This is a genomic window from Acidobacterium sp. FHG110202_01 (assembly GCF_059115305.1).
Genome location: NZ_JBZYWJ010000009.1, coordinates 37706 through 54709, shown reverse-complemented (window position 1 = coordinate 54709; position 17004 = coordinate 37706). Strand labels below are relative to the sequence as shown.

The window sequence follows — 17004 nt, the reverse complement described above, 5'->3', positions numbered from 1 at the left end:
AGGTAAGTATGGGAGGTATTTTAGGTAGCGTATTGGGTGGGCTCGGCGGCAATTTGGTGAATGAGCTTACTACAGCCGGGCAACAAGCTCAATCTGCCGGGATTCAGGGGCAGGCAGAAGGAAGCACGCTGGCTTCGCAGGGGCAAGCCCAGGGACAGTCTGCCCAGAGCGCTCAGAACCAACTTAATTCAGCAGCGGGGCAGGTGCAGACGAATAACCAGAATTTTGCAGCTAACGAAGCCCAGCAAGCGGCGACGGATCAGGGCAATGCGCAAAAGGATGCGATTGCGTTAGCCGCAAAAGAGGAACAGCAGCGAGAGGCAGAATTCAACGCTGTTCTAGGCGCTATCTCAACGCAGTAACTGCTGCGGAATATCGTTGTGCTTTAGCTCGCCTGATGAATGTCGCCACAAGTCAGGCGAGTTATTTTGTCTATAAAGCAGCAAGGCATTCTATTGTTCATCACAGAGTACAGTTACTGGCAATCTTAAGTGTGAGCATATGCTGGCGAATCTTTCGACACAAATATCTAGCATTAAGCAAGAAATTAGAATGGGCAATTTCAATGCCGTTCTAACGCGGTTCAGCGATCTTATCCTGGTCGCCTGTATAACGCTTGTAGTCGGGCTCATGATTGTGCCTTTGCCGACATTCATGCTCGATATCTTTTTGACCGTTAATATCACCATCGCCATTACTATCCTGATGGTGTCTGTTTATGTGTCGAATGGTGCGCAGATTGCCTCCTATCCGACAATTCTGTTGTTGACTACCCTCTATCGTCTGGCCCTGGAGATATCCTCCACGCGATTGATCCTGCTCCAGGCAGATGCCGGAGAAGTCATCAAGGCATTTGGTCAATTCGTAGTAGGTGGAAATTTTGTAGTAGGTGCGGTCATTTTTCTCATCATCACCCTGGTACAGTTCATCGTCATCACTAAGGGCTCTGAGCGTGTAGCTGAGGTGGCAGCCCGATTCACTCTTGATGCAATGCCCGGCAAGCAGATGAGCATTGATGCAGATCTGCGCGCTGGTAGCATTGATTTCAAAGTAGCGCGCAAACGGCGTGAGGCACTGGCAAAAGAGTCGCAATTTTACGGCGCAATGGATGGCGCCATGAAGTTTGTAAAAGGTGATGCTATGGCCGGCATCATCATTACAGTAATCAATATTGTAGGCGGCCTGATCATAGGCGTTGCCATGAACGGTATGCCGGCAAGCGAAGCCGTTCAAACCTACTCAATCTTGACTATCGGCGATGGTCTGGTAGCGCAGATTCCGGCACTCCTGATTTCTATTTCTGCTGGTATGGTGGTAACGCGCGTAGCTTCTGAAGATGAGAACAGCAATATCGGCAGTGACATTGCCGGCCAGATTCTTGCACAGCCGAAAGCAATAGGCGTAGCAGCAGCTATTCTTCTTATAATGGGGCTCATACCGGGAATGCCTAAATTCGCGTTCCTGCTTCTCACCGTTGTGACCGGCGGAGTGTCCTATGGCCTCTATAAGGCAAAACAGCTCAAAGCTCAGTCCCAAACGCAGAAACAGAAAAGTGCAGTTCAGGTTGTGCCGCCTCCAACAGCAGATCCTGAGCTGGTCAGAACATTCCCTCTCATCTTCGAGGTGGGCGGCGATTTGGCGCCTCTTGTTTCTATGGAAAACAAGGAAGGCAAGGAGTTTTTTGACAAGCTGGTCAAGTTGAGAAACTTGCTTTACAACCAGCTGGGTGTTGTCTTTCCGCCTTTACGCGTGGATTTGGTCCGGCTTGCGTTTGATGAAGGTAATAACTATCGCTTCTGGCTGAACGAGACACCAGTGACCAGCGGACGTATCCGTTCTGACCGTGTTCTGGTCAATGCTTCGGCGCAAACTCTGATTGACCACGGCATAGATGCGGAAGCGACAGCTAATCCTGCGGATCATAAGCCTGCCTCTTGGATCAATAGGAAGGACATGGAAGGCGCAGTTGCATTGGAGACCAGGGTCTGGAACTCTGACGAGATTCTTCTTCTCCATATTTCAGCATTCCTACGTTCACACGCCATGGATTTTATCACCATGCAGGAAGTGCAGTGGATGGTCAATGAGGTCCGCAAGTTTTATCCAGCACTGGTGGACGAAATTGTGCCTAAGATGATCTCGTTGCAACAGCTCACCGAGGTACTCCAGCAGCTTCTTCGCGAACAGGTGTCAATCAAGGATCTGAAGTCGATTCTACAGGCTATCAGCGAATGGATGCGTACGGGTATCAGCGATACATCGGCGCTGGTCGAACACGCGCGACAGGCTCTGAAAAGACGCATTTGTTTCAGCGTAAGCGGTGGCAAACCGCGACTGCTTGTCTACCAGCTGGACCCCTCGCTTGAAGATATGATCCGCGACTCTATTCGTGAGGGCCCGTCGGGAGCATTTCTTGCAATGGATCAGGATCAAAGCGATCAGTTGGTGGAAGCGGTTCGAGCCCAGATCGGGGATGTGCCTTCGCGCACGCAGAACCCTGTGTTGGTAGTCGATGGCTCGATACGGCGTTTCATGAGAGCTGCGCTGGGCGAGAGTTTTCCCCAACTCTATGCCCTCAGCTATGGCGAGCTCGCTTCTGAAATCGCCGTGGAGCCGATCGGAATGATCTCTTTAAGCCCTCCCCCGGAGCAGCAGGAGGAGCAGTTAGCTATTACTTAATCTGATCTACCGGGTGAAATAAACATGACAAAAGAAAACAACTCGAATCAGGCACAGGAAGCAGTTGCCAGCGCTCTTCCTGATTGGATGACATTTCCATCACTGGCAGCGGTTTTCGATCCATCCCCCTCAGAGGCAATTGCCTATTTGACGGAGAAACAAAAGGAGTATCAGGGGCGTTCAGCAAGCGGTATAGCAGCAGATCGAATCCGGGCCCGGCTGATCTCTGAGGGTTATGCACGCACAAGCGCATTGTTGCAAGAGCTGGAGGAGCGTAGGCAGCACTTACTAAGAAAAGAAACAACAAAAGCGGCAGCTCCCCGATAACTGATTACTATGAGTCAATTCCTGAACCCAAATGGTGGCGCATTCTTCGGTGGCATTGGCCCTGTGGAACAGCCTCAATTACAGCAGATACAGACGCCACATCAACCGGGCATCTTCAGAAGAATCCTAGGAGGTGTCGCAGGAATAGCGGGAAATTTTCTTGCTCCTGGACTTGGAGGCGCTTTAGGAGGACTCATAGGCGGAAGCGCATCTGCCCCGGGGTTGGGTTCTCTGGGCAATCTCTTCGGAGGAGATTCAGCTTTTCAGCAGAATCTTGCGGCTTCCGCCATGGCTGCCAATGCTCAGAACTTTGCTGATAGTCAGCAGCTTCTGGCGATAGCCAAGCAGGCGAATGATCAGCAGCAGGCGGTCGAACTTGCCTCAAATCTTGAGAAATCAAAACATTCAACCCTCATGTCGGTAATCCAGAATATAGGCAGTTGATAAAACCATGCTTAAAGATAAGGGATTGTGGCCGTCTCCAGATGAAGCGAAGCTGATGCTCGAAGCTGCATGTGTTTATAGATACGCTGGACGATTTCGCGAAGCCCGCGACATCTTTCTTGGTGTGCGGGCGCTTCTGCCGGCAGAGGAAGCATCGGATTTGGGCCTCGCAGGCTTGTGCATGGATGAAGGAAAGTTAGATGAAGCCGAAGCACACTGCCGCAGAGCTCTTCAGCTGAACCGCGCAAGTGCTGCAGCATATGCGCAGCTTGCCGAGATACAACTCCGGCAAAAGAATATAGCCAGCGCTCGCAAGAGCATTCAGAAGACAATAGACATCAGTCCAAATGGTCCAGCCGCTGCTCTGGCAAAAGATCTTTTAAAGATGGCATCCTTACTCACACAGAAGAAGTAGCGGTGTAATCGAGTATGCTGACTGCCGTAAATCATGTATTTATCGGAAAGGCTCCATATGCAGGTCAGGCTCGCTGTTACAAATAAAGCTTTGAATGAGTCCAGCAATTATGATCTGGCCATCGAAGAAAAAATTACTGTTGGCCGCTATCTAGGAAGCCCGGTTCTCCTGGAAGGAGATAGACTTTCCCGTCATCATTTTTCGCTCGCAGTGATAGATGGCGGGCTGACCATTGAAGACCTTAGCAGCAATGGGACGTGGTTGAACGGAGCTCTGCTGAAGGAACAGAAGTCTGCCCGGGTAAAATCTGGAGATATAGTCGAAATTCCTGGCTACGAAATGCTAGTGACAGCTCAAAGCCTGGAGGCCCCGCAAAAGCTAGTACCTGAAGCTTTGGAGACCGTCACGTCAAACAAACCAGAGCCAAGCTGGAAGAAGCCATTAAACGCAGCGTTGCATATCCTTGAACCGCGGGAAGTAGCCCTTTTGTTTTTTGCAGCGGCCAGCTTTGCGCTCATCTCATTTTTTCTGAATCGCTGATTGCGGCAACTCGCTACATTTGCCCTGATCATGCCGGGAACGGAGTAGGGATACCCACCCTGCTGCTGTATCCTTTGCGCGTTTGCGGGGCCATTATTAAGTTAAATAACCCCATCCCGGTTATCTTGAGATGGGGCTATTTATCAGGTTATAGTTCAGCTTATTGTGCATTGCCTTCTATCAGATCTGTAGAAATTGCAGTCAGATAACCAAACAATCCACCTTGTCCTTTGTTGGGCCCAGCAGTGAAGTATATCTGGGCTGCAGGGGTAGCCTTCGGATCACTGTTGGATGGGCTTACATTGCCTGGACTGATAGCCCAGATTCCATTGATGGAAACCGGCTTTCCATTCGCATCTTCCAGTAGGCCATCAAACTTGCCAGTGGCCAGATTATAGGCCGCAATGAAGCCGCTTGATTCAGAGTTGCCGCCTCCGGCAAATTGCGCGATCAGAAGATGATGGCTGAATCGTCCGAAGTCCAGCGGAGCCAGCGCCACACCCCAAGGAGCATTCAGCCAGTCGCCATGCTCAAGACGACGTAGTAACTTGCCGCTGGAAGAGTAAATGTCCACGTAGCCAAAGCCGGGACCATCAGTTTCAAAGGGTTGTCCTTCCTGGTGGAGCGCATAGGTGATGACAATATCGTTGCCAATGGTCTGTACGTTAAAAGGGACATAGTCGTGTGGCAGATGCTCATCAACAAAAGGTCTGTCACCATCATGGAAGCGATCGTCATCGAAGCCATAATCGTCGCGGTAGTCATCGTGATTTCTGTGCAGCTTCATGCGATGAAATGCATTGTCAAAAACATCTACACGGCCCTTTGTGAAATTAGCAGCATAGAGATAGCGTTTGCCGTCGATAAATGCGCTGGTCAGACCGGTATAACTTGAACCATCAGTGGTTTTCACTACCGTCACTGCATGAGTAGAGGGCGGCTGTGTGCCCTGAGCCAGAGCCACATTCGCGTTCCATCCAGCAATGGAACCATCAATGGTTGAAAACAGAAAAGTGGCTGGCGTGTTCGGCGCTAATAGAAAATCAGTTGAGCTGCTGTTGAAGATGGTGCCTGTAGGAGTTCCAGATGAGGTCTGCTTATTCGAAGGATCAGCAGGCGGAATAGTAACCGTCAATGACTGTTTTGTTCCTGGACCGTTGTACAGCGTGGCGACTCCGGTCAGGCTGTCAGATACCCACCATGCGCTGCCCGATCCGCGGGACAGACCCCAGGGATTGGCCAGCAGTGGATCGGTGACGAGAGCCACTCCAGATGTATTGGAAACTAGGTTGGTTTGAGTATAGTGCTGTCCAAAGGAAACAGCACCTGCAGAAAATGATATTGCACTGCACACGGCAAGACGCAGAAACGCCTTCATGTAGCCTCCTGGGCATGTTAGGGTTCTCATTGTTGTCGTGCCTGAGACTGAAAAGACATGACAGATAACTGCCAATAGAGACAGTCAGGCCTCGCGCATACGACATCCGCGAATTTCCCGACGTTAGAACAATGAGGCTGTGAGGTTATTCCGTAGAAACTTAACTGAGTATTGAGGGTACTGAAATTCAGAGCAAAAAATACGGAGCAGGTCAGCAGAGGAAACCCGCTCCGTTTCAAAAAACTGGTTGACTAATTAACAGTAAGAGCAACAGGAATACTGTGTGAAATGTTGCCGGATGTCGCATTGACCATCACCTGTGTGGTTACAGGCGCGGTTGGTGGAGGATTGCTCTGATCATGGCTGGAAGAAGAGCAGCCCATCATGCCGAACGGAATCAGCGCTACCGCTGCTACAGCCAACGCTCCTAATATAACCGGAGGGCGTCGCGTGCCCATCAAGGCAAATAGTCCTAGCGGGCAAACAAAGGCCAGAGCCATACCCAATGCATATGACGAGGCTACCGCCTTTGCCGTAGTGACCGTAACTGCTACAGTAGTTGCCGAAGTTCCGGAGAGGTTGATGCTGGCGGGGTTAAAGGAGCAGCTATCGCCATTCGGAAGTCCCGAGCAGGAAAGAGCAACAGCGCCACTGAAGCCATTTGAGCCGGTAAGTGAAATATTGAAGTTGCCACTCTGACCGTTCTGTACCGTCAACGTCGTGGTGGTGGACTGTACGGCAAAGTCAGGATTACCTGCTGGCGGTGCAGCGGCAGCAATGGTACCGAAGAGTCCGCCTTTGGTTGCATTCACGCCTGCAGCAAAGAATAAGGTATTCGGATCGCCGACATTCTTGGCGCCAAATACCATATCCCACAGTCCGCTGTTGACCAATACATTTCCCTGGGCATCCTGCAATTGGCCAAGTAGCGCGAAGCTGTTGGGATCGAATACATTGATAACTCCATCTCCGAAATTGCCTACCAGAAGATCGCCACCATAGCTGCCGAAGCCGGCCGGTGCAAGCACGATGCCCCAAGGAGCATTCAAATTGCCCTGGCTGATGGCGCGCTTCACAAAATTGCCATTCAAGTCGAAGATGTTTACAAAGCCCAGGCCGGCGCCTGTTACGCGCTTTCCTGTAGTCGGATCGATCTCTGTATAGCCGACATAAACCTGATTGTTGATGATGTGAACCGAGAATGCATGAAAATTCGCCGGCAGAGTTGAGTCAGAGAAATTTCCAGGAAGCTGCGCGGGAGCAAACTTGCCGTCAAATACATCGATCGCGCCGCTGGCCTGGTTGGCAAGCAAAAGGAATGAACCAGTCTGGTTCACATCGATGGCGATGCCGGTGTAAGCGGCCTTCGCCGCAGAGTTGTTGGCTACTGTTACAGCTGCCGTAAGTGCAGAATTCCATGCAGCCACCGTGCCATCCAGTGTGGCGAAAATGAACTGCGCTGACTGGCCATTGACTGGAAGCATGAAGTTGGTTGTGTCGCTATTGAATGCAACACCGGTCGGCTGTCCATGAGGTGATGTCGATGCCGCGGGCGGCACTGCGACGGTAAATTGCTGATTGCCTTGTGCATCATCAATGAGCGAGAACCCGCTTCCGGGAGAGTCAATCCAGAAAGCCTTGCCGATAGCGATGCCCCATGGATTCAGAAGGTTGGGATCTGTCTTCATGGCCGGAACAGAGCCATCAGAAACAATGTTGGTCTGCACATAAGAGCTTGTTTGAGCGGAAGAAGCAAGTGAGAAAAGTGCTGTCACCGGAATTACGAGGCTGAGGCAGGCATTCTTTGCATATTCGCCTAAGTCGAAGTTGCAAATAAACTTCTGAACGCAATTGCTAATGGTCTTCAGTGGGTCGTGAGTCATGAGTGGCTCCAAAGAAAAGAATCTAGGGGCACTAAGTGATCAGTAGAGGATGAATTATCGTTCTCTTGAAACTAACCGTACTTAGTTATCCGCTCTAGAAACACAACTAGCGTTCTTTTATTCCTTGTCAGTGAGGAGCCATGTTCAGTGACAGAAAAAAGACAACTGCCAATCGCGATCACGCGAGTGATGTAACGCAGTATTGAGTACAGTAAATTATCAGCTTGGAGAGTGCGCAGGTCATGGGTCGAGGGGGTCGAGAGGGTCCTGTTGCAGTGATTCAACTTTTGGGAGAATAGCGACACTGTTCTCTGATGGCTGGTTGACGATCTGGTAAGGGAGATAGCCCATCTCCTTGAGGCAGCGCCAGGCAAAAGCCTGGCTTGCGATGGCCCCGATCTGCGCTGTGTCGCTAATGACCAGTTCAGGCTTGTCCATCGGCATCTTGTAGCGGTAAATTTCGCGCACAGCGTTACGGATATTGGTTGTGGTGTGACGCGCGTGCGGATCGACGATGATGGCGGATTCGGGCACGTTGTAGTCCTGCAGCAGGGCTTTCTTCATCTCCATGGCTTCAGAAAAACGTGTCTGTGAAGGGTGCACGTAGCCCCCGGAGACGAGGATGAACGGCGCTTTGCCTGCATGATAGGCGTCGGCTGCAGCTGCAGTGCGTTTGCGGCCGGCTTCAGAAAGCGCAGTATTCGGATCGGATGGTCCGGCGCCGGGAACGATGATTACTGAATATGGATACCTGCTCCACTGAACAGAGAAGATCGCTTTCACAGCGGCGGCATTGGCTCCCGATTCCATTGGCTCATGCCTGCCTGCCTCATCGCGATGATTGAGTGCGAGCAACTGCAGAGCGGCTTTCAGCGAGGGCCCGAAGAAAAGTTGAGTTGGAGCTGCCTCGGTGGATATCTGAGTAGCCAGTGTGGTGATGTGCTGCTGAAAGTCAGTGGAGTTCACATCGAAGGAAATGGAGTCGATCAACGGATAACGCGGGGCCGCGCCCTGTCCATAGACAGAGAGAATATTGTTGATGCCGCGAGCGCAGATTTCCCATGCATTGACGAGCAATGCATCTCCGCTTTGCTTCTCATAGAGCACATAGGCGCCACTGGAGAGAAGCTCCTTATCGACCATCTCACGCAGGGATGCATTGTCATGGTAGAGGCGGGACAGCGCGAAGGACACGATGCGGATTTCTTCGTCAGTCCAGAGAAGTCCTCGCACGGTGCAAACGGCATTGCCTTTGCATGTTTTCAGAGATTGCGCGAGAAAACCCTGTCGTTCCGCAGTTATCTGGCTAAGTTCCTTGTCAGTTGTCAGCGCTGTACGGACTGTTGGATCAGACTGAATGGCAGAGAGGAGGTAGAAATTCTTGTCCTGCACAGCATCGTGTAGAGGCAAAGGCTTTGCAACGACCTGGGCATTCGAGCAATGTGGCAAAGTAAGAATGACCGCTGCAAAAAACAATCGCGGCATAAGATGTAACTGCATAAATACGCATTCCTCCTGACAACTGAAATTACACGGAAGCCGGTGCTGACGATGCCGGCCTCCATGCTGCAAATTAGAACTTTACGCTCAGACCGGTCTGCACGTTGCGTGAGGTGCGTGCTGCGGTTTCGCGGAGGAAGTCGTTGGAGTTGACGGTGTTGATGACGGTGCCGGTGCATCCGCTGGTGGTGTTGCAGTTGAGGTTGTTGGTATTCAGCAGATTTTCTGCCTCAATAAAGGCGGCAATGTGCACACGGTCTCCAATATTGAAGTACCGCTTGAACTGCACATCTTCTTGTGAAAGTCCAGAGCCATTCAGGCTGTTGCGGCCGACGAAGAGAGGTCGGTCGTTGACCACTCCATCGTTGTTCAGGTCAGTGCCAGCAATTGGGTTGATCGGGTAGCCGGAGTTCATGAAGGTCATCGAAGAGAACTCAAATCCATTGAGCCAATGCAGAGAAGGGGAGTGGAACGTCGGTTGATAGAGTCCCTGGATGACGAGGTTGTGTGTAGCGTTGTTGTCGGCATTGCCGTAGTCACGGTGGATATTAGTTGGATCACTGACGCTGCCGCCTTCTCCGATGTTGTCGGCCAGAGCGTGAGAATACATATAGTTCACTGTGAATTCAAGGCCGTTGGACATGCGCTTCTCTAGGGTGAGAAGCCGCCGTTGAAGTTTGTTGTTGCACCGGAGCGAAGTAGATTGATGGCTCCGAAGGTCGAATTGGGGCGCTTGGCGGTTCCGGCGAAAACCGGTCTGCCATCAGCCAGTGCATTGCCGGTTGGCGTCAGATTGGTATCGGTGTAGTAGAGACCGTGGCGCAGAGCGGCAAACTGGTAGCCGACAGTGAGCTGGAAGTTATCGGGTAGCTCGCGCTGTACCTGCAAGTTGGCCTGATGCTGGTAGGCATTGTGAAAGCCAGGATCAAAAGCGGTGATGTTAGGCGCGACCAGGAACGTTCCACCACTGAATTGAGGCACGTTGGGGAAGACGGGCGCTCCTGGCGCGCTGCCTGCCACCTGATACTGCAGAAGACGATGGCCGTTCACCTGAGCGGCGCTGTAGAAGGTACTCAGGCCAGGAACGTCATAGTACATGCCATAGGCTGCATGCACAACGGTCTTGCGGTCGTTGCCGGGAGACCATGTGAGTCCGAAGCGCGGCGCAACATCGCTATAGTCATTCGGCACGCTGCGCGAAAGTGGATAGGGTGCGAGGCGGTCGAATGTGGGGAAGAGAATAGCCTCATAACGAATGCCGGCATTGATGCTGAGATTGGGTGTGAAGCGAATCTCATCCTGTGCAAAGAAATTGAGGAAGTTGAAGGCGATGCGGATGGAGGGATCGCCGCCGTAGGAAGTGAGAAATGTATAGGTATAAGGCTGGCCGGTCGCGGGGTCGATATCCCCGGCAATGGTGTTGAGATATTGGTTGAGCGAGCTGACGGCGGAGCGGCCATTCTGTGCTGCGAGTCCGCTGAAGCTGAATGTCGGCGCTGTTCCTGAGAGATTGGCGAAGAGTTCGTGGTCAAATTCGCCGCCGAACTTCCAGGTATTACGTCCGCGAGTCCATGTGAGGTTGTCGAGCACGCTGGTGCTGCGTTCAGTGCCGGTGGTGGTGGTTAGTGGGCTGAACCCGATGTTAGCAACGCTGCTGATGTTGATCAGGACGCTTCCTGCAGGCGAGCTGTTGACGACAGGGAAGTTGCCCGTATCGCGCTGGATGACGCCAAATCGCAACTCGTTGAGAAGATTGTCAGAGATTACGGTGGCGAGCTGGACGCCTCCGCCATTCTGATGATCGATGTAGCTGGAGCCACGATCGATGATGGTGAGCCCGCTGGTATTGTTAGGCTGATGATTGGTGAAGCGGGCGAAGCGGACATAACCGCTGTTCTTTGCGTTAAGCGTGTAGTCTACCTTGCCTACAAGTGTCCGATAAGTTTCACCGAAAGGCGCGTTGCCGATCTCATCGCTGGGCAAACCAAGGGCCGCTGCATTGGCGGGGGTAATCGTAATTGCCTGGGGAAGGGTATACGGGTTGTTTTCAAATTGCCCGAAGAAGAAGAGCTTGTCCTTGATGATCGGTCCGCCGAGGGTAAAGGCTTCGTCATTCCAGCTGCGGTCGGGTTGGATAGTAGAGAGCGTAGGAATCGCCTGCAGGTCGCTGGGCCGCCACTGACCGAGTGCCGAGCCGTGGAATTCATTGGTTCCGGACTTCATGATGACGTTGATCTGGCCGCCGGCGGCGCGTCCGAATTCGGCAGAGTATCCATTGGTCAAGGTCTGGGTCTGCGCTACAGCTTCAGGCGTCACGATGATGAGACGAATCTGGCGATTGCCGCCATGCTGCGTATCATCAAGACCGTCGAGGTTCCACTGCGAGCGCTCGGTTCCGCCGAAGGTGAACTGCGTGGTAGAGAACGTGCTGGTGGGAATACCGATGACGCCGGGAGCAAGCAACAGATAGTTATAGACATTACGGGAGGCGATAGGGAGATTCTCGATCTCTTTGCGATCGAGGACTGCTCCTACGGTTGAGGTTCCGGTATCGAGAACAGCGGCGCCCGCTTCCACCTGAACGGTCTGTTCGGTACTGCCGATTTCCAATGAGGTGTCGAGGCGGGCCTCCTGCCCGACGCTGAGCACAATGCCCTGTTGCGTGCTCTTCTGGAATCCCTCAGCCACCGTGACCAAGCGGTAGGTGCCGACCGGCACCAGTGGAAAACGGTAGTAGCCATTGGAGTCGGTCGTCGCATCCTGCGAGATGCTGGTGGCGACATTGGTCAGAGTGATATGAGCCCCGGAGATGGCACGCTTGGTGCTGTCGGTGACATAGCCGTTTACGGCTGCATCCACGGCGTTTGCCTGACCAAGAAATGGGAGAGGGAACGCGGAAAGGATGAACAGCAGGACATAGAATCTGCGAATCACTGAATTCTCCTGATTGTGAAATGAAGCGACGAGAATTTTGTCTGGGCCGAGATTGATTAAGACAAAGCTAGGTAGTGAGTGCGTGCAGAAGTAGTTTCAGGAGGGCGTTACAAGGTGAAGTCACAATGTTTCATCCTGGTGTAAATAGCAGAAGAGAAATGAGATGTGGGATGGTGGCTGCAGAGTGTGTTTATCAAATTTTAATCGGCGCCGAGTCATAATCGAATCAATTCTTTGTCATGCTGTTGACTGACACTCCCCCTCAAGGTGCACAGGGTCTGGCTGAAGACGAGCGCCAGATCGCGGTTCAGCATGTCCTTGAGTCTCTGCATTTCTGCAGGTCGCCCCGCCTGTCGCGCCTGCTTCTTTACCTCTCGGAGCAAACGCTTTGTGATCGTCCTGAGCTGCTGACAGAGCACACGATTGCCTGCAATGTCTTTGAGCGCGGCACGGGCTTTGATCCCAGTGTTGATACGATTGTTCGCTCCCACATGGTCCGTCTGCGGCAGAAGCTCGATCAGTATTCTGCGGAGAATGCTTCGCCGATCCGGATTCATGTTCCCAAGGGGGAGTATGTCGTCCGATTTGAGCGGCAAATGCAGGACCAGTCGGAACCGGCGCTCATCTCTTCACAGCAGACACAAGGTTCTTCCACGGCGGCAAAGCAAAAGAATCCGCTTTTCCTTGTATGCGTCTTGCTAGGACTAGCAGTGATCGGGCTGCTTGCTGCTTTGCTCACGATGCTCTACCGCTCACACCGAGGTGTGGCGGCGGCTACTGTTGCGCATCCATTGTGGAGCCATTTTTTTCAACCCCGGCAGACGACCACTTTTATTGCTGCGGACAGCGGCCTGGTAATGCTGCATCGGCTGACGGGGCGCGACACAACTCTTGCAGAATATCTGAACCGCGACTTCAGCCAGGCGACACGGGGACTTCCCCCGGACAGAGCCCGGGAAGCGGTGAGCGTGGCCAACCGGCGCTACACTTCATTTGTCGATATGACGATGTTCCAGCACCTTGAACATCTGCCTTATGCAAACACCGGCAAACTGGAATTGCAATATGCGCGAGACATCCAGATGGATGGGCTGAAACAGGGCAACATCATTCTTTCCGGATCGCGCGGCGCAAATCCGTGGCTCGAGCTTTATGAGCCGCAGCTGAACTTTGTAGGAGTCAGCGATAATGTGCACCATATGTATACTTTTGTGAACCGTCATCCTCAGGCAGGCGAGGCGGGGGAATATTCCGTATCAGGATCTGATCCAAAACAACGGGCGCTTGGAGTTCTGGCCTTCTTGCCAAATCTGGACGGACACGGAAATATTCTGATCGCCGAGGGGAATTCCATCGAGGGTACTGAGGCGACAAGCGACTTCCTCTTCAACGATGCTGTTTTGCTTCCTTTTCTGAATCAGATCAAGAGGCCTGACGGCTCGCTTCCGCATTTTGAAGTGCTGATCGAATCGAACAGCGTGAATGGCAGCGCCGGGCCCTTCCACATTGTGGCCTCCCGCGTTTATTCATAGCCGATATTCTGAAGCGCCTTGAAACGCTGAGTGCCCGAACATTGAGAAGTTCATGAAGACTCTTCGGATTGAGAGGGGTACCCCCCTCCCCCTATGTAGCAGGTGGCTTTATTTGTTTTCAATAACTTACGGGGGGATTACCCCCCGCTATGTTATTGATTCTTCTATTGCTTGTGCACTACTCCATTGTTTTCATATGTTTAGCGGGGGGGTCCGTTTTGGGTATTACCTTCCACAGGGAACGGCGCTCAGGGCGCAGGGCTCAGAAATACAAAGCAAAAAGCCCGCTTTTGGCGGGCTTGCTTCTGAATACTTCCTCTATTTTCAGAATAGCAAATTCAGCGAAATAGTACGCCAAATTTCTTTGGTTTGTATGCCTTTTGGATTGTGTAGTTTATATGGATTTGACGGATGTCGGGGGCTTGACACGAGATTGGGAGATCTCCTGGCGCGCTGTTCGCACGAATTCATGGAATTACTTGCCGGTGGGCAACGGAGGTGAACCATACGCTCCGGCCACAGTCTGTGCCATAGAGTAGTGTTTTTGAGTCGCTTTCCCATGCAGGCTGAACCTGATTGCATGGAACATCGGCAATTCTGCGGATTGCGCCGTTTGCCTGCTTGCGGATCCATAGGTTCCATACTCCATGATCCAGATGGCTGTAGGCCAGCCATCTCCCATCGGGAGAGAGCGCCGGATAGCGCGAAGCTTCGAGTGTGACCGGTGAGTTAGTGTGAGCTGTGTCCGTCAAATAGATCTGTGGTGGACGGCCGTTCTCAACAGCCGAAAACGCATACTCTTCTGGGGAAAGAAACGACCCTTCGTAGACGTTCAACTGAGGGGGTGTCAGCGCCGTTTCCTGAAATGCTCTGCGGAGCATGAGCTGTCCCCGGCCGTGATTGTCGCGTATGAATGCGAGGTCCCGGCCATCGGATGAAAGCATCGGTTGGCGCGCGTCGTCGATGACACTGTGCGAGGGGTCCTTCACATCCACGATCTGCGAGCGTGGGCTCGATGCCTTCTCGATCAGGATATTTCCGAAGCCGCTGGTGAAAGAGAGAATGTCGTACGGAGCATCTGTAGCAGGATCGGCGGAGATTGCCTGGCTCCCTTCTGTCATCAGATGGTATCCGGTGATAGAGAATGCGATGTAACGGACACCGTCGGCCTCTGGCTGCGGGTCTGAGTTGAGATAGCCCTGCATCTGCAGGGGCAGGCGGTATTGGTACTCCGTTCGCATGGCACGCTCAACATGAAGAGTGGACCTTATGCTGAGGACCGCGGAAATTGCCATTGTTACTGCCCAGGCATAGCGGCTCCAATCGCGGGCTGAATCGTCTTCTGCACTGTCATGCCACAAGAGTACGTATATCCCAAGAAGCATTCCCATCATGCATAGAAGCCGAGGGACATGCAGAAGGACGGCAAGCCCCAATGGTCTGCCTGGCGCGGAAACGGGAAACCCGATCCCAAGATAGGCAATGATCAGAACCACCAGCCATGCGTACTGTTTGCGCTGCAGCAATATTGCCGCGAGCACGCAGACTGGGAAGACCATAAGAACGAAATTGTAGGAAGCCGGGATGGTTGAGATGGCAAGAGACGACGTCAACAATGCCGACCACTCCAGAAGGATCCGGTTGTCGCTGTTGTCAGTCCTGCGAATGAGCAGAATAGCAGGCGCCAGCGCCAGCATTGGCAACGAAGGGGCCAACCATGCATAGCAGAGCGGAGAGTAATGCCAGGGATGCGGATTCCATTGCGGCTCAGAGAGAAAGAGATAATGCAGGATGCCGGAGATGGAAGCGGGTGTTATCGCATAGGTCCCGAGGCCTTCTCCGCGCAGTACCCAGGGCAGAATTTCGTGCAGCCATGTAAGGTGCGCGTTCGGGCCAAAAACAGCGATAGAGACGAAAACAGCGAGAAGGCCGGTAATTACACCGGACAGGAGAGCGCGCCAATCCCTGCGTTGCAGGAAGAACACAAACAGGAGCGCTGGAAAGACCTTGCATGCCGCCGCGACCGCTACCAGCGCGCCAGCCAGAACACGATATTTATGCAGATAGCTGAAGCACGCTGCAGTAAGCAGCAACAGTAGAAGGATGTAGAACTGGCCATACAACAGATTGGTCTTCAGCGGCAGGCTGAGCAACATTGTCAACGCAATGCGGTGATAGCTCAGTCCCGTCATAGATTGCAGCATCCAGCCGATGGGAACGAGGAAGGCAAGATTCAGAATGATCCATATGTGTTTGGCTGTTAACGGAGCAAGCCCTGTGAGCGGCCACACAGCCAGGGTTGAGAACGGGGTGATCGGCAGCAGTCCAATCACGGGGACATCGAGAGCGCGGTGGTCCTTTTCGCGCTCAATCCAGGTCCACTCATACATTCGCGACGTGTCGTAACCCTCGTGCGCGAGTCGCGCCGCGGTGTAGTAGTTAGGAAAGTCGGTATTCAGTGTTTTCCAGGTATGAGGCAGCGTGTGCATGCAGAAGAACCACGCAGACAGACAAAGAACCGCATATTCCAACAAAGAAACAATCTGATGATTTGCCCGAGCAGTCACACCCCAGCGTAGCGGTGCGCTCGTGGAGCGGTTGTCACCTATTTGTCATGCAAATGTCATATGTCCTGGGTTTATATGGATTGCACTCACTGCAGGCTAGATCCGTTTGATGGTCGCTAACCAAGCCGGTGCGCCGTTTTCGTGGAATGTTGTCTGAATCCGATCTGGTTTGATAGCGGTGATATTCCAGCCAGTACCGGGGTTGAACATCGCTCTCAATTCTTCCTGACTGATAGGGTGCGGGCCGGTATCGGGAGCATCGTCACTGAAGCACAGCACATACAGAGTTCCATCGTGTTTGGCCACCGATGCCAGGCTCGCCACGTATTCTGGCCGCTCGTCGCCGTTAAAGGTGTGGAAGAGGCCGCAGTCGAGCACCGTTTCAAACCTGCGTCCTAAGCGATTCAAATGGAAGGCGTCCGCTTCAGCGAACTCAACCTCGATTCCACGGTCGTGGGCCTTCTTTCGGGCCATTACCAACGCCGTCTCAGCCACATCAATGCCCAGAACAGGTAATCCTTGCGAGGCAATGAGAAGAGCGTGCTCTCCGGTTCCGCAACCCGCATCGAGCACTGTTCCGGCGAATCCCCCTGCGGATGCCAGACGCGCGATTGCCGGCTGCGGGTGGCCGATATCCCAGGGCGCAGGGCTGTCGCGATGGTACGACGCATCCCAGGGCTGTCCCGTCATCTGTTCGTGACTGGTTGGGCGCCGGCCGTGGAAGGGATCGTCAGCGATGGTTTTTGATTGCTCAGGCAAGTTGGTGCTCCCTGTATCGGAATGGCGGCATTATCACATGAAATGA

At 52.9% G+C, this 17004-nt stretch carries 14 protein-coding genes; 7 read left to right on the top strand and 7 right to left on the bottom strand.

All coding sequences use genetic code 11. The features are described 5' to 3' along the window. Positions 1–8 precede the first annotated feature (8 nt). The 6 genes from AC5S16_RS18165 to AC5S16_RS18140 all read left to right on the top strand — a co-directional run bounded on the left by AC5S16_RS18165 (position 9) and on the right by AC5S16_RS18140 (position 4405). Positions 9–362, top strand: coding sequence for a hypothetical protein (locus AC5S16_RS18165; protein WP_493931525.1), 354 nt, complete (start codon positions 9–11; stop codon positions 360–362). 190 nt (positions 363–552) lie between these two features. After that, positions 553–2679 carry a type III secretion system export apparatus subunit SctV gene (gene sctV / locus AC5S16_RS18160; protein ID WP_493931524.1) on the top strand — a complete coding sequence of 709 codons (2127 nt, stop codon included), beginning with the start codon at positions 553–555 and terminating at the stop codon, positions 2677–2679. Between the two features lie 24 nt (positions 2680–2703). Further along, positions 2704–3006, top strand: coding sequence for a hypothetical protein (locus AC5S16_RS18155; RefSeq protein ID WP_493931523.1), 303 nt, complete (start codon positions 2704–2706; stop codon positions 3004–3006). Positions 3007–3015: 9 nt separating this feature from the next. Then, the gene (locus AC5S16_RS18150; protein ID WP_493931522.1) at positions 3016–3450 is read left to right on the top strand and encodes a hypothetical protein; all 435 of its coding nucleotides are present in this window, start codon (positions 3016–3018) and stop codon (positions 3448–3450) included. A 7-nt stretch (positions 3451–3457) separates the two neighbouring features. Continuing rightward, positions 3458–3865: a tetratricopeptide repeat protein gene (locus tag AC5S16_RS18145; protein WP_493931521.1), complete on the top strand. Its 408-nt coding sequence runs from the start codon at positions 3458–3460 to the stop codon at positions 3863–3865. Between the two features lie 57 nt (positions 3866–3922). Beyond that, the gene (locus tag AC5S16_RS18140; protein WP_493931520.1) at positions 3923–4405 is read left to right on the top strand and encodes an FHA domain-containing protein; all 483 of its coding nucleotides are present in this window, start codon (positions 3923–3925) and stop codon (positions 4403–4405) included. A 160-nt stretch (positions 4406–4565) separates the two neighbouring features. Here AC5S16_RS18140 and AC5S16_RS18135 read toward each other — a convergent pair whose 3' ends face one another. The 5 genes from AC5S16_RS18135 to AC5S16_RS18115 form a co-directional block, all read right to left on the bottom strand. Then, entirely contained in the window at positions 4566–5783 is a 1218-nt protein-coding gene (locus tag AC5S16_RS18135; RefSeq protein ID WP_493931519.1) for a TIGR03118 family protein, read from the bottom strand. A 251-nt stretch (positions 5784–6034) separates the two neighbouring features. Continuing rightward, positions 6035–7666: a TIGR03118 family protein gene (locus AC5S16_RS18130; protein WP_493931518.1), complete on the bottom strand. Its 1632-nt coding sequence runs from the start codon at positions 7664–7666 to the stop codon at positions 6035–6037. A gap of 240 nt (positions 7667–7906) precedes the next feature. After that, positions 7907–9166: a YdcF family protein gene (locus AC5S16_RS18125; RefSeq protein WP_493931517.1), complete on the bottom strand. Its 1260-nt coding sequence runs from the start codon at positions 9164–9166 to the stop codon at positions 7907–7909. 73 nt (positions 9167–9239) lie between these two features. Further along, positions 9240–9809 (bottom strand): outer membrane beta-barrel protein, encoded by a 570-nt coding sequence (locus tag AC5S16_RS18120; RefSeq protein WP_493931516.1) that lies wholly within the window; start codon positions 9807–9809, stop codon positions 9240–9242. 8 nt (positions 9810–9817) lie between these two features. After that, positions 9818–12100, bottom strand: coding sequence for a TonB-dependent receptor (locus AC5S16_RS18115; protein ID WP_493931515.1), 2283 nt, complete (start codon positions 12098–12100; stop codon positions 9818–9820). A gap of 239 nt (positions 12101–12339) precedes the next feature. Between AC5S16_RS18115 and AC5S16_RS18110 the strand changes: the two genes are divergently transcribed. Continuing rightward, a complete protein-coding gene (locus AC5S16_RS18110; protein WP_493931514.1) occupies positions 12340–13632 on the top strand; it encodes a hypothetical protein in 1293 nt (430 codons plus the stop codon). Positions 13633–14099: 467 nt separating this feature from the next. Here the strand turns inward: AC5S16_RS18110 and AC5S16_RS18105 are convergent, their stop codons facing one another. Both AC5S16_RS18105 and AC5S16_RS18100 read right to left on the bottom strand, forming a co-directional pair. Next, a complete protein-coding gene (locus tag AC5S16_RS18105; RefSeq protein WP_493931513.1) occupies positions 14100–16121 on the bottom strand; it encodes a glycosyltransferase 87 family protein in 2022 nt (673 codons plus the stop codon). A 174-nt stretch (positions 16122–16295) separates the two neighbouring features. Beyond that, the gene (locus tag AC5S16_RS18100; RefSeq protein WP_493931512.1) at positions 16296–16958 is read right to left on the bottom strand and encodes a class I SAM-dependent methyltransferase; all 663 of its coding nucleotides are present in this window, start codon (positions 16956–16958) and stop codon (positions 16296–16298) included. Between the last annotated feature and the right edge of the window lie 46 nt (positions 16959–17004).

What these genes read in the sequence shown, in the direction of transcription:
- AC5S16_RS18110 (WP_493931514.1), top strand. Translation starts at nt 12,340, where the DNA reads ATGCTGTTGACTGACACTCCCCCTCAAGGTGCACAGGGTCTGGCTGAA.
- AC5S16_RS18165 (WP_493931525.1), top strand. Translation starts at nt 9, where the DNA reads ATGGGAGGTATTTTAGGTAGCGTATTGGGTGGGCTCGGCGGCAATTTG.
- AC5S16_RS18155 (WP_493931523.1), top strand. Translation starts at nt 2,704, where the DNA reads ATGACAAAAGAAAACAACTCGAATCAGGCACAGGAAGCAGTTGCCAGC.
- AC5S16_RS18125 (WP_493931517.1), bottom strand. Translation starts at nt 9,166, where the DNA reads ATGCAGTTACATCTTATGCCGCGATTGTTTTTTGCAGCGGTCATTCTT.
- AC5S16_RS18140 (WP_493931520.1), top strand. Translation starts at nt 3,923, where the DNA reads ATGCAGGTCAGGCTCGCTGTTACAAATAAAGCTTTGAATGAGTCCAGC.
- AC5S16_RS18145 (WP_493931521.1), top strand. Translation starts at nt 3,458, where the DNA reads ATGCTTAAAGATAAGGGATTGTGGCCGTCTCCAGATGAAGCGAAGCTG.
- AC5S16_RS18130 (WP_493931518.1), bottom strand. Translation starts at nt 7,666, where the DNA reads ATGACTCACGACCCACTGAAGACCATTAGCAATTGCGTTCAGAAGTTT.
- AC5S16_RS18105 (WP_493931513.1), bottom strand. Translation starts at nt 16,121, where the DNA reads ATGCACACGCTGCCTCATACCTGGAAAACACTGAATACCGACTTTCCT.
- sctV (WP_493931524.1), top strand. Translation starts at nt 553, where the DNA reads ATGGGCAATTTCAATGCCGTTCTAACGCGGTTCAGCGATCTTATCCTG.
- AC5S16_RS18135 (WP_493931519.1), bottom strand. Translation starts at nt 5,783, where the DNA reads ATGAAGGCGTTTCTGCGTCTTGCCGTGTGCAGTGCAATATCATTTTCT.
- AC5S16_RS18150 (WP_493931522.1), top strand. Translation starts at nt 3,016, where the DNA reads ATGAGTCAATTCCTGAACCCAAATGGTGGCGCATTCTTCGGTGGCATT.
- AC5S16_RS18120 (WP_493931516.1), bottom strand. Translation starts at nt 9,809, where the DNA reads ATGTCCAACGGCCTTGAATTCACAGTGAACTATATGTATTCTCACGCT.